The organism is Brevundimonas sp. FV1ye4L (genome assembly GCF_058681255.1).
In genome coordinates this window covers 1,125,197-1,137,768 of record NZ_CM178734.1, presented here as the reverse complement: position 1 = coordinate 1,137,768, position 12,572 = coordinate 1,125,197, and the positions used below count along the sequence as shown (strand labels likewise).

Annotated in this window: 8 protein-coding genes; 4 read left to right on the top strand and 4 right to left on the bottom strand. The window is 65.6% G+C overall.

The window, feature by feature from the left end:
- Positions 1-79: 79 nt before the first annotated feature.
- A complete protein-coding gene (locus ACW17X_RS05380) occupies positions 80-367 on the bottom strand; it encodes a YciI family protein (protein WP_492100002.1) in 288 nt (95 codons plus the stop codon).
- Between the two features lie 162 nt (positions 368-529).
- Here ACW17X_RS05380 and aspS point away from each other — a divergent pair, with 162 nt between their 5' ends.
- A complete protein-coding gene (gene aspS / locus ACW17X_RS05375; RefSeq protein WP_492100001.1) occupies positions 530-2,362 on the top strand; it encodes an aspartate--tRNA ligase in 1,833 nt (610 codons plus the stop codon).
- Between the two features lie 77 nt (positions 2,363-2,439).
- On the opposite strand, the gene ACW17X_RS05370 is transcribed toward aspS, so the two are convergent.
- The 3 genes from ACW17X_RS05370 to ACW17X_RS05360 all read right to left on the bottom strand — a co-directional run bounded on the left by ACW17X_RS05370 (position 2,440) and on the right by ACW17X_RS05360 (position 6,586).
- Positions 2,440-3,324 (bottom strand): pentapeptide repeat-containing protein, encoded by an 885-nt coding sequence (locus ACW17X_RS05370; RefSeq protein ID WP_492100000.1) that lies wholly within the window; start codon positions 3,322-3,324, stop codon positions 2,440-2,442.
- An 81-nt stretch (positions 3,325-3,405) separates the two neighbouring features.
- Positions 3,406-3,900: a pentapeptide repeat-containing protein gene (locus ACW17X_RS05365; protein ID WP_492099999.1), complete on the bottom strand. Its 495-nt coding sequence runs from the start codon at positions 3,898-3,900 to the stop codon at positions 3,406-3,408.
- Between the two features lie 55 nt (positions 3,901-3,955).
- Entirely contained in the window at positions 3,956-6,586 is a 2,631-nt protein-coding gene (locus ACW17X_RS05360) for a TSCPD domain-containing protein (protein ID WP_492099998.1), read from the bottom strand.
- Positions 6,587-6,864: 278 nt separating this feature from the next.
- Here ACW17X_RS05360 and ACW17X_RS05355 point away from each other — a divergent pair, with 278 nt between their 5' ends.
- From ACW17X_RS05355 to ACW17X_RS05345, 3 genes are all read left to right on the top strand, one after another.
- Positions 6,865-7,950 carry a LacI family DNA-binding transcriptional regulator gene (locus ACW17X_RS05355; RefSeq protein ID WP_492099997.1) on the top strand — a complete coding sequence of 362 codons (1,086 nt, stop codon included), beginning with the start codon at positions 6,865-6,867 and terminating at the stop codon, positions 7,948-7,950.
- A 28-nt stretch (positions 7,951-7,978) separates the two neighbouring features.
- Positions 7,979-11,002, top strand: coding sequence for a TonB-dependent receptor (locus ACW17X_RS05350; RefSeq protein ID WP_492099996.1), 3,024 nt, complete (start codon positions 7,979-7,981; stop codon positions 11,000-11,002).
- 77 nt (positions 11,003-11,079) lie between these two features.
- Complete coding sequence (locus ACW17X_RS05345) at positions 11,080-12,564, top strand: glucoamylase family protein (RefSeq protein WP_492099995.1); 1,485 nt, start codon at positions 11,080-11,082, stop codon at positions 12,562-12,564.
- Positions 12,565-12,572: the final 8 nt, after the last annotated feature.

Here is a 12,572-nt window from a genome sequence, read left to right as displayed (position 1 = left end):
TCATAGCAGAGGCCCGGACGAACCGCGTCACGCTGGACCTGTTGGTAGCGGGGAGGGACAGTCCCCACTGTGGATGAAATCAGGCGAATTCGACCAGGGCGGGGTTCAGCTTGCCGGCCTTGAACTCGGTGACCTTGTAGTCGGCCAGACCGTGGACCTGGAAGGGATCGTCCTTCAGCAGGGTTTCCAGCGCTTCCTTCGTGCCGCCGCTACGCACGACAAGGATGCCGCCGGTGCGCGGAACCATGGGGCCGGCGGCGATGATCAGGCCGCTGGCGACATGGATGTCCAGCCACTCGCGATGCTCGACCGTCTTCGCCTCGATGGCCTCGATGGGCTGGGTGTAGGTGATGGTGACGATGAACATGGCGCGGCCTCGAACGGATGACTGAACCGCTATCGCGCGCGGAGGCGGGGTTTGCAACGGCTGAAACCTTGACTTTCCGGGGCGATGATGCGCCCTACGCCGCTTCGATTTCAGGCGCCTGAGGCGTCGGATTCCACCGCCAGATTTCCAGACGGTCTGTTCATGCACGCCTACCGCTCCCATACCTGCGGCGCCCTGCGCGCCTCCGACGCCGGTTCCACCGTCCGCCTGTCCGGCTGGGTGCACCGTAAGCGCGATCACGGCGGCCTGCTGTTCATCGATCTGCGCGACCACTACGGCCTGACCCAGCTGGTGCTGCACCCTGAGACGCCGGGCTTCGCCGCGGTCGAGCGTCTGCGCGCCGAGAGCGTGATCAAGATCGACGGCGAAGTCGTCGCCCGCGACGCCTCGGTGGTGAACTCCAACCTGCCGACCGGCGAGGTCGAGGTCCGCGTCCAGGGCGTCGAGGTTCTTTCGGAAGCCGCCGAACTGCCGATGCCGGTCTTCGGCGAGCAGGAGTATCCGGAGGATATCCGCCTCGCCAACCGCTTCCTCGACCTGCGTCGCGAGCGGCTGCACAAGAACATCGTGCTGCGCTCCAGGGTCATCTCCTCGATCCGCCAGCGCATGGTCGCCCAGGGCTTCCTGGAATACCAGACCCCGATCCTGACCGCCTCGTCGCCGGAGGGCGCGCGCGACTTCCTGGTGCCGTCGCGTCTGCACCCCGGCAAGTTCTATGCGCTGCCGCAGGCGCCGCAGCAGTTCAAGCAACTGCTGATGGTCTCGGGTTTCGACCGCTATTTCCAGATCGCGCCGTGCTTCCGTGACGAGGACCTGCGCGCCGACCGTTCGCTGGAATTCTACCAGCTCGACGTCGAGATGAGCTTTGTGACCCAGGAAGACGTCTTCGCCGCCATCGAACCGCTGATGCACGGCGTGTTCGAGGAGTTCGGCGAGGGCAAGCCGGTCTCGCCCATCGACGGCGTCCACACCTTCACCAACGACTTCGGCGAAACGTTCGAGCACAAGGGCTTCGAGCGCCTGACCTACGCCCAGTCAATGGCCTGGTACGGTTCGGACAAGCCGGACCTGCGCAACCCGATCAAGATGCAGGTCGTCTCCGACCACTTCCGCGACGGCGGCTTCGGCCTGTTCGCCAAGATCCTGGGCGCGGACGAGAAGAACGCCGTCTGGGCCATTCCGGCGCCGACCGGCGGCAGCCGCGCCTTCTGCGACCGCATGAACTCTTGGGCTCAGGGCGAGGGCCAGCCGGGCCTGGGCTATATCTTCTGGTCGGACGACCAGGGCGCCTGGGGCGGTCCCATCGCCAAGAACCTGGGTCAGGAGCCGACCGAGACCCTGATGGCCTCGCTGGGCCTGGGTAAGGGCGACGCCGCCTTCTTCACCGCCGGCTTGCCCTCGGTCTTCGCCAAGTTCGCCGGCCTGGCCCGCACCCGCGTGGGCACGGAGCTGAAGCTGATTGACGAGAACCAGTTCAAATTCTGCTGGATCGTCGACTTCCCCATGTTCGAATGGTCGGAAGAAGAAAAGAAGGTCGACTTCAGCCACAACCCCTTCTCGATGCCGCAGGGCGGGCTGGAGGCCCTGGAGACCCAGGATCCGCTGACCATCCGCGCCTTCCAGTACGACATCGTCTGCAACGGCTATGAGCTGTGCTCGGGCGCGATCCGGAACCACAAGGCCGAGATCATGCTGAAGGCCTTCGAGATCGCCGGCTACGACGCCTCGGTGGTCGAGGAGCAGTTCGGCGGCATGCTGAACGCCTTCCGCTTCGGCGCCCCGCCGCACGGCGGCCTGGCCCCCGGCATCGACCGGATCGTCATGCTGCTGGCGGGCGAGACGGCCATCCGCGAGGTCATCGCCTTCCCGCTGAACCAGCAGGGCGAGGATCTGCTGATGAACGCCCCGACCGAGGCGGAAGAGCGCCAGCTGAAGGACGTCCACATTCGCACGGCCGTGCCGATCAAGGTGTGATGGGCTGACATGGCCGAAGACGACAAAGGGGACGCCGCGAGGCGTCCCCTTTTTTGCGGTTCGCGTTCGGGTGCGGCTTAGTTGTCGGCGTTGACGATGTGGCGCACGGCAGGGGGAGCCGGCGGCGCCGGCGGGGTGCGGATAACCCGGATGGTCCCACGACAGGCCTGGGCCGTCAGCCGGCCGGGCAGGCGGGTGGAGCCGTCGCCGCAGGCTTCGCTGATCTGGTCCTGGGTCAGGTTGCGCGCGCCAGAAAGGTCTGCGCCCCGGATGTCGGTGCGTCGCATCGAGGTGTCGCTGAAGTCCGCCCGTGCGAAGGTTCCACCGGTCAGGCGCGCGCCGTCCAGGCTGGCGTCGCGGAAGGAAGAGTTCGAGAAGTCGCCGCCGGACAGGTTGGAAGCATTGATCTCGGCGTCGCTGAAGTCGGCCCCGACGGCGTGAACATTGGCCAGGGTCGCCCCGAAAAGTTCGCTGCCCGAGAAGTCAGCGCCGGCCAGGGTCGCGCCATTGAAATTCACCCCGTGCAGCTCTCCTCCCGAGAGATCCGCACGCGACAGGTTGGCGCGAACGAAGGATGAGCCCTGGGCCTCTGCCCCTGTCAGGACGGCGCCGGTGAAGTTGGCCGAGGTGAAGTTGGCGCCGACGATCTCGACGCCTTGCATATTTGCCCGGCTGAAATCGCTGCCGGTGAAGTTCGAACCGACCATTTCCGCGCCGCGCAGATTGGCCCCGACCAGGGTGGCGTTCATGAAGCTGGCGCCGGTGAAGGTGGCCCCTGTCAGGTTGCGGCCGGAGAGTTCGCAGCGGTTGCAGGACCCGCCCAGGGACACCGATCGGGCCACGTCGCGATCCTGCATAGACATCTCGACCCCGGCGAAGGCGGGGGTGGCGAGCATCAAACCGGCCGCCGCGATCAGGGCGGTTTTCAACCGGATGGGGGTGAGGCGGGCGATCTGTTTCACGCAGTCTGAATGCCCCGAAACGCTGGGCATACCTACTTAAATCGAGGTAATTTCGTTAAAACGAGGCAAGGTGAAAGGCAATCAACAGGCGGGAATACGTAGGTTTCCGGACAGAATCGTCGATGAGTCGCCGCAAGCGCGGTTAAGTTGACCTTGGGTCAGTCCTGTCGCCCGCGAAAGGTCCGCGCCGGACAGGTTGGTTCCAGTCAGCTTGGCGCCCGAGAAGCTTGCGCCCCGCAGATAGGCCCCGACGAAACTGGCGTTGGTCAGGTCGGCCCCCGAGAAGTTGGAGCTGGAGAAGACGCCGCCATAGGCCTCGACGTCGCGCAGGTCGGCGTTGGAGAAGCGGGTGCGGTTCATCACGCTGAGGCTGAGGTCCGCCTGGCGCAGGCGCGCCCCGGTCAGGTTCAGGCCGCGCGCCTCTAGCCCTGAGAAATCGCCCTGAAACAGGTTGCAGCCGGGGCAGGAGGCGCCGCGTTTCACATTGGCGATCTGGCCGGCGTTTTGCGCCAGAGCAGGGCTCGCGGCGGCCGCCAGCATGACGACGGCGATGGACAGGGCGGTCAGGCGGGACATGGGGTCGCTCCAGCGAAAACGTCGCGTGGCGGCAGCCTATACCCCAGCCGTTAACTTAGCCCTGATCGCCGCCGTGAACCGCCCGCGCGTCGCCGCAGGTGTCGCAGACCCAGACGCCGCCGCGATTCTGCAGGCTGAAGTCGCCGCACGACGGGCAGGCGACGGCCTCCGTATTGGCGGCGATCTTCGGCTCAGGCTCGGCCTTCTTGCCGAAGGGCAGGACCACCAGATTGTCCGGCGCCGAGCCGCGGGCGAAACCCTTGGAGATGAACCGCGCGGCGGGAACAGCCTCTCCGCCTTCCGCCTTGCCGTGGCCCAGGCCGTCGGCGTTCAGCTCGTCGGGGCCGGCGTTGGCCAGCTCGTGGCGGTCAAGATAGGAGACGCCCAGCTCGCGGAAGATATAGTCCAGGATCGAGGTGGCCGAGCGGATGGAGTCATTGCCGGTGACCCGTCCGGCGGGCTCGAAGCGGGTGAAGACAAAGGCGTCCACGAACTCCTCCAGCGGCACGCCGTATTGCAGGCCGATGGAGATGGCGATGGCGAAGTTGTTCATCAGGCTGCGGAAGGCGGCGCCTTCCTTGTGCATGTCGATGAAGATCTCGCCCAGTTCGCCGTCGTCATATTCGCCGGTGTGGATATAGACCTTGTGCCCGCCAACGGCCGCCTTCTGGATATAGCCCTTGCGGCGGTCCGGCAGTTTGCGGCGGGCGCGGGCCCGTTCGACGACTCGTTCGACAACCCGTTCCGGCGGCGGGACAGGCGCGGGGCGGGGGGTGTCGAAGCGCGGCGTCGCCTCCGCCTTGGGCAGGGTCAGCAAGGGACCGGCCGGAGGTGAGGCGCGGCGCAGGCGAACGGCGCGGCGTCCGTCGCCGGCGGCCAGGCTGAGCCGGCGCGCGGCCTGGGCGGCGGTGGCGCGCCAGTCCAGGATTTCGACGGCGGCGTAGGGGACGTCGCTGAATGGCTCCAGCACTTGACGCAGCGCCGCCTCGGCGCCGGCGGGGTCGGTCAGGAGCGTGGCGACGGCGGGCGGCGCCTCGGCCCAGTCGCTCAGGTCGCCGTGGCCGAAGACCCAGCGCGCGGCCTCCGCCTCGGCCTCTTCCGGCACGCCCAGCAGGTTGAGCAGCGGGCCGTCGCCGTCTTCCAGGCCCAGGACGTCGCGGATGAAGCCCGGGTCCAGCACCGGGGCGGCGAACACCGCATCGAAGCTGTCGGCATGGGCCAGGGCCTGTTCGACGGAGGCCAGTTCGATGTCGGTGAAGCCGAAGCCGCGCAGGGCGGCGTGATCGACCCCGGGCGCTTCGAGCAGGGTGCGACGGCCGAACAGCCGGCGCTCGGCGGCCTGGACGTCGCCGCCCGCGTGAGCCAGAGCGGCCGCAAGCCCGGGCGCCAGACGGCGGCCGATCAAGCCGTCCGCCGTCTGGAACACATCGACGACGGACGGGGCGCCAAGGCCCAGACGCAGCCGGGCCTCAGGATCATCGACGAACAGGCCGATGGCCGCGTGACGGCGCGGCGTTCCGGGCTTGGCCATGGTCCTGGACGCGACGGCGGCCAACGGGTCCGGGTTGGCCTTCAGGCGCGTGCGGCGCAGCCTGTCTGCATCGGCCGCCTGGCTCTTGAGCCCGTCCCACTCGGCGCAGGCGCCGCGCAGTTGCGCCAGTTCGGCGGACATCTGGCCGGCGATGGCGGCCGTCAGACCGGCGACCGCCTCGGCCCGGATGGACAGATCCCCGCCGGTCGGCGCGAGCGCAGCCGAAAGACCTTCGAGACCCAGGACGATGGAGGCGTTTTCGGACTGGAGATCCAGGGCTATGGTCCACAGACGGACCAGATCGGGCAGGCGGTCGAAGGACCCGCCGTCGAGAGCGGCGACGGCGGACAGGTCAAGCATGGCGCGGCTGACGCCGCCCTCGGCCAGGACGTCGGCCTCGCGCGGATCGAAGGTCAGGATCAGGCCGCCGTCCAGCGCCGCTTCGGCCGCCATCAGGATCTCGGGCGCGCCGGCGGCGGTCCGGGTGCGGTCGGCCAGGGCGATCAGGGGGGCGGTTTCGTGGAAGGGGCGCAAGGCCAGGGCGGGCCTTTCGCCGTCGATGGCGCGCAGGATGTCCGCGTCGGTCGCGCCGCGACGTCGCGCGGTGGCGGCCGCCCGACCCAAGGCCGGGTTGCGCGACGGATCGGCGCAGTCGCCTTCACGCCCTTCGCAGCGGTCCACGGCGTCGGCGACGGCGCACAGGGCGTCGGCCAGGGCCTCTGCCGACTGGAGCGCCAGCCGCGCCGTCATCCGGTCGGCGCGGTGTTCGGCCAGGCGCTTGGGCGCGGCAGGGTCGGCTAAGTCGACGATCTCGGCCGCAGCCGTGTACGCCGCCGGCGAGACCAGACCCAGCTGGATTGTCGCCGCCAGTTCTGCGGCGAAGACATAGGCCTCGGCGCGATCCGCAAAGACGCCCTCGGCCAGACCACGGCCTGCCAGGCGTTCCGCCCAGGCGTCGATTCCGCCGTTCAGCCAGCCGCCGGTCGGCAGCAGCGAAGGGCTGAGGGATTCAGCCCAGTCCAGCCAGGCCTCGATCCGCGCGTCGGACCAAGCGGCCGGCGCCAGAACCTCGTGGACCGCATCGGCGCGCTCTACCGCGCGGGTCTCCATAGAGACGCGTCGGGCCTGTTCGACGAAGCCGGATTGAATGCGCATGGACAGCGTCTCCGCGAATGCTTCCGACTAGATTACGGTGTTCTGGGCAGGCGCGCCACTAGATGTAGTAGTTATCAACCGCTGAATCGGCGCCCTCCCGCCAAGCCTGTCTGCTCAACCGGGGGTGCGACGTGAGCGCGCAATCCCGCCTCAATCCGAAATAATTCACACAATGCCGATTGCGGCCCGCATTGCACCTGTGTCATGTAACCGATTACATTATCTATCGACAGACCTTCGATAAGACGGCTGGAACGATGACGCTCAGAGAGGAACACGTGGAAATCTCCGCCCCGTCAGGCCTGAACGGACATGCGCCGGCCGCCAAGGCCGCGACCATCCGTGATGTGGCGGAACGGGCGCAGGTGTCCGTGGCCTCGGTGTCGCGGGTGCTGAACGGCTCCGACGCCATCACCGAGACCACCCGCCGTCGGGTGCTCGATGCGGTCGAACATCTCCGCTACGTCCCCCATGTCGGCGCGCGCAGCCTGTCCACCAGTCGGACGGACACAATCGGCGTCATCCTGCCGGACCTGTACGGCGAGTTCTTCTCCGAACTGATACGCGGCATGGATCTGGCCGCGCGGGCGCACGGCAAGCACCTGATCGTGTCCAGCTCCCACGGCGACACCGAAGAGACGATGGCGGCGCTGCGCTCGATGCGGGGTCGGGTGGACGGCATGATCGTGCTGTCGCCCCATCTGCGGGCCGCCAATCTGGCCGCCGACGTAGCGGGCCGGACCCCGGTTCTGGTGATGAACGGCGGCCTGGATGAGGGCGGTCGGCCTTCTATCGCGGTGGACAACCACGGCGGCGCCGTGGCGGCGGTCCAGCATCTGATCTCGACCGGCCGTCGCCGCATCGCCCACATCCGGGGCGCCGCCGGCAACCTGGAAGCCGACATCCGGGCCGAGGGCTACGCCAGCGCACTGGACGGGCAGGAACCGATCATTGTCGAGGGCGACTTCACCCAGGCGGCCGGGCATCGCGCGGCCACGCGGCTGATGGCGCTGGATGACCGGCCCGATGCGGTGTTCGCGGCCAATGACATGATGGCCCTGGGCGCCATGCTGGCCTTCCAGGAGGCGGGTGTGCGCTGCCCCGAGGACGTGGCCGTGATCGGGTTCGACGACGTGCCGCTGGCGGCCCTGGTTCGGCCGACGCTGACCACGCTGAGAGTGAATATTGCGGAAATGGGTCGCCGGGGCGTCGAACGCCTCATCGGCCTGGTCCAGGCCGGCGCGAACGCCGATCCGGACACCGCTTGTGAAATCGTTCGACCGGCTCTGGTCGTGCGTCAATCCACCGCGGCGGCCGCAACCGCCGGGTCAAACCCCGATCGTACAGCGGCGTCGCCGTCGTGAATCGGGCCCATCAGGAGGGGACTCAAGGATGATCAAGTTCAATACGCGTAGCGCGGCCCTGGCCGCTGTATCCGCCTTCGCCATTGCTGTAGGTTTCGCCGGCGCGGCGTCGGCGCAGAGCGCCACATCAACCCTCCGGGGCACGGTCTCTGACGGCCAAACCGCCGGAACCGGCACCGTCACCGCCACCGAGGTGGCGACCGGCTATGTCACCCGCGGCCGCATCGGCGAAAATGGCCAATACGTCATTCCTGGGCTTCGGCCCGGCACCTTCCGCATCCAGGTCACCACGAGCGACGGTCGGACGACTGAAGACACGGTGACGCTCGCACTCGGCCAAGTCGGCACCCTAGACCTTGACCTGACCTCGACTGGGGATGCCGCCACGAACGTCGGCGAAATCGTCGTTGTCGGTCGTCGCACCTTTAACGTCCGTACGTCGGAAGTGGGGACAAGCGTCAGCCAGCAACAGATCAATAATCTGCCCCAGATCAACCGCAACTTCCTGAACTTTGCGGCCTTGGCGCCTGGCGTCCGCGTGACGGAAGGCGACACGGAGCGCACCATTACCGCAGGCGGGCAGCCTTCCAGCGCCATTAACGTCTTTATCGACGGCCAGAACCAAAAGTCGTTGATCAACGACGGCGGCATCGCCGGTCAGGACGACAGCCGTGGGAATCCCTTCCCCCAAGCCGCTGTGCAGGAGTTTAGGGTGCTGACCCAGAACTTCAAAGCCGAGTACGAGCAGGCGTCGTCCGCCATCATCACCTCGGTCACGCGTTCGGGCACCAATGACCTGAGCGGCGATATGTTCGTCACCTATCAGGACTCCAGCTGGATCGCCCAGAACGTCTTCTCCAAGGCGCGTGGCGAAGAAAGGCCGCAGCTCGATCGTCTGCAATACGGCGGTTCTGTCGGAGGGCCGATTATTGAAGATACGCTGCACTACTTCCTTTCCTACGAGCGGAAAGAAGAGACGCGCGGGAGTTCAGTGTTCCTACGCCGCACCGAATATACGCCGCTATTTGAGGATCAGCTCGGAACTTTTGAAGGACCGTTCGAGCAAGATCTGGTCTTTGGTAAGCTGTCCTGGGCGATCAATGATCAGCAGCGGCTGGACCTGAGCGGTACGTATCGCAAAGAAGAAGATATCCGGAACTTCGGAAATGGGCCCGACGCCTTCTCGCGTGCGAACGCCATCAATGGCGAGACCCAGTCCCTTCAACTGCGACACCAGTTCCAGGGAAATGGCTTCCTGAACGAGGCATCCGTAGATTATCTGAAGTCGCAGTATAATCCCCGTGCGGTGAATTTTGATCTCTCGGGACAGCGGTATGTTTCTTACCGCGATGCGAGCGCCACAACACCGGGATTCCAGTTCCGATATGATCAGAGCGATGGAATATTCAATGCGGGCGGCGGTACGAACAATCAGGATCTGACGCAGGAAAGCCTGACGTTCAAAAATGATTTGACGTTCAACGACATCGAGGCGTTCGGGCTTCACACCGTTAAGATGGGTGTGAAATACTCGATCCAGACGTTGAGCGTTTTCAAACAGTTCAACCGGAACCCCCAGTTTACTTACGACGTCGACGCTAGGCCCGAAGTGGTTGGGTCGAATGCCATACCCACCGTGGTGAGTCTGAACCTGCCGGTCGATGCGACGTCTGTGGATAACAACGTCCTGGGCCTTTATATCCAGGATGACTGGCAGATCACCGACAAGCTCGAAGTGAACCTGGGCCTACGTTGGGACTACGAGGACAATGCTGTAAACAACGACTGGCGTACGCCTGACGATATTCGTCGCATGTTGACCGCCATCGGCAATGCGCCTGGCTTCGACTACCCATCCTATATCAATATCGACGACTATATCTCTGACGGAGATCGTCCCGCGTTCAAGGACGCCTATCAGCCGCGCTTCGGCTTCTCTTACGACTTCTTCGGCGACGAGCGTACGGTTCTGTTCGGGGGCGCGGGCCGCTACTACGACCGGATCGGCTTCAACTTTGCCTTTGACGAGCGGTTCAAGCCCTACCAGCTGTCGCGGACCATCTATTTCTCCCCGTCCGGCGGCGCCTATGGCGGTCGCACGGACACGGTCGCCTGGAATCCGAGCTACGCCACGGCGGAGGGCCTCGATTCACTGCTCGGAGGGACGGTCGGTCGCGGCGAAGTCTTCCTGATCAAGAATGACGCGCCGCCGCCGGTGACTGATCAGTTCAACCTGGGTGTTCGCCAGAAGATCGGCGACTGGCAGACGGCGCTGACATTCTCTTACGCCAAGACCAAGAACGAGTTCGCCTGGTACCGCGCGAACCTGGATCCGGCGACCAACAGCGTGCCCGCTGCAGCCCAGCCGGCGAACCTCATCGATCCGGTCACCGGCGTGGCCTTCCCTTACAACGCCGGTGTTTTCGTCTCGAACCATGACCGCGAGCGGGAGATGCACGCGATCTATTTCACGGCGGACAAACCCTTCAACACGGCAAGCGGTTGGGGAGCCAATATCGCCTACACCTTTATGGACGCCACTCAGAACGGCAGCCGCGATCAGGGGTTGGGCAACTTCGACTTCGACTATCCCTGGACCAGCTATTCTCCGACGTTCACGACGCCGGGGGTCGAACGCCACCGTCTGGTAATGTCCGGTACCGTCGCCCTTCCGCTGGACTTCCAGCTGTCGTCGATCATCACCCTGGGGTCGGGGCTGCCTTACACTCGGAACAACGTCGGGAATGGCGCCAAGCCGGACTGGTTCTCGGCCTATCCCGAGAAACACGCCTTCATCATTCCCGCGTGGGAATGGGCCTATCGTCAGGTCGATCTGCGGCTCGCGAAGTCTTTCGAGATTTTCGGTGGGCAGGAAGTCGAGTTCACGGCTGACGCGATTAATGTGTTCAACTTCAAGAACTATTCCGGCTTCAACCAGACCTACCGGACATCAAACACAGGCGAGGCGCCGCTGAATCCAACCTTCGGTCAGCCTACCGCTCAGTTCCTCCCGACCCGCAGCTTCCAGGTCGGTCTGCGCTACGCCTTCTAACTCCCCCTGAGCCTGGGCCGCCTTCCGCTTGCGCGGGAGGCGGCCTTCTTCTTGATACAGACCCAGTGAGCGTGCCCATGAACCGCCGAAACTTCCTGATGCGAACCACGGCTGGAGCCGCCGCCCTGGCGGTCGGCGGCGCTGTCGCGGGGCAGGCGGCGGCGCAACAGGCGCAGGCGGCTCAGCAGGGAAGCGGCGCGGTCAACGGCACGCAGCGGCGGCCCCTGCGGCTGGACCGCGAGATCAGCGAGCTTCAGGAACGCACCTTCCGCTGGTTCGAAAAGGTCACGGATCGGGCTACCGGCCTGACGCCGGATCGCTGGCCCAGCAAGTCCTTCTGCTCCATCGCCGCAGTCGGATTCGCCCTGACCTGCTGGCCTATCGGCGTAGAGCGCCGCTGGATGAGCCGGGACGAGGCGCGCGAACGCACCCTGATCACCGTCCGCTATTTCCACAGCCTGCCCCAGGGACCGGAGCCGACCGGCACGGCGGGGCACAAGGGCTTCTTCTATCATTTCCTCGATATGGAGACCGGTCATCGCTACCGGACCAACGAGCTATCGACCGTCGATACCGCCCTGCTGATGGCCGGCATGCTGTTCGCCGCCCGCTATTTCGACGGCGATCACCCGGACGAGGTCGAGATCCGCAGCCGGGTCCAGGCCCTGTACGAGCGGATCGAATGGGACTGGGCCGTCGTGCGCGACAACCGGATCACCATGGGCTGGCATCCCGAGAGCGGCTTCATCCCCTCGGACTGGCACGTCTATAACGAGGGGATGCTGGTGCTGCTCCTAGCCATCGGCAGCCCGACCCATCCGGTCTCGGTCAATGTCTGGCACGAATGGGCCGCCAGCTATGACGAGAGCTGGACCGACCGCTGGGGCAGTTGGCACCTGAATTTCGCGCCGATCTTCGGCCACCAGTACAGCCATATGTACGTCGACTTCCGCGGCATCCAGGACGCCTGGATGCGAGGCCAGTCGGCCCAGATGGGCGAGTATCTGGACTATTTCGAAAACAGCCGCCGCGCCGTCTACGCCCAGCAGAAATATGCCCACGACAATCCGGGCCAATGGGCCGGCTATTCGTCCGAGACCTGGGGCCTGACGGCCTGCGACGGGCCCGGCGACTTCAAACAGACCATCAACGGCGTCGAGCGCGAGTTCTTCAGCTATTCGGCGCGCGGCCCCGGCGAGCGCGACGACGGCACCATCGCCCCGACGGCGGCGGCCAGCTCCATCGCCTTCGCGCCCGAGATCGTCATACCCTGCATCAAGGCGATGAAGAGCCGGTTCGGCGCAGGGATCTATACCGAGTGGGGCTTCTTCGACAGCTTCAACCCGACCCTGACCCAGCGCGACGGGCCGCTGCAGCATGGCAAGATCGTTGACGGGATCGGCTGGGTCGCCGACGACTATCTCGGCATCGACCAGGGGCCTATCGTCTGCATGACCGAGAACCACCGGTCGGACTTCATATGGCGTTTTATGCGCGGCGAGCCTAACATTCGCCGGGGCCTGGACAGGGCCGGCTTCACCGGGGGCTGGTTGACCGCATGACGCTTGGC

What these genes read in the sequence shown, in the direction of transcription:
- ACW17X_RS05380 (WP_492100002.1), bottom strand. Translation starts at nt 367, where the DNA reads ATGTTCATCGTCACCATCACCTACACCCAGCCCATCGAGGCCATCGAG.
- aspS (WP_492100001.1), top strand. Translation starts at nt 530, where the DNA reads ATGCACGCCTACCGCTCCCATACCTGCGGCGCCCTGCGCGCCTCCGAC.
- ACW17X_RS05365 (WP_492099999.1), bottom strand. Translation starts at nt 3,900, where the DNA reads ATGTCCCGCCTGACCGCCCTGTCCATCGCCGTCGTCATGCTGGCGGCC.
- ACW17X_RS05360 (WP_492099998.1), bottom strand. Translation starts at nt 6,586, where the DNA reads ATGCGCATTCAATCCGGCTTCGTCGAACAGGCCCGACGCGTCTCTATG.
- ACW17X_RS05350 (WP_492099996.1), top strand. Translation starts at nt 7,979, where the DNA reads ATGATCAAGTTCAATACGCGTAGCGCGGCCCTGGCCGCTGTATCCGCC.
- ACW17X_RS05345 (WP_492099995.1), top strand. Translation starts at nt 11,080, where the DNA reads ATGAACCGCCGAAACTTCCTGATGCGAACCACGGCTGGAGCCGCCGCC.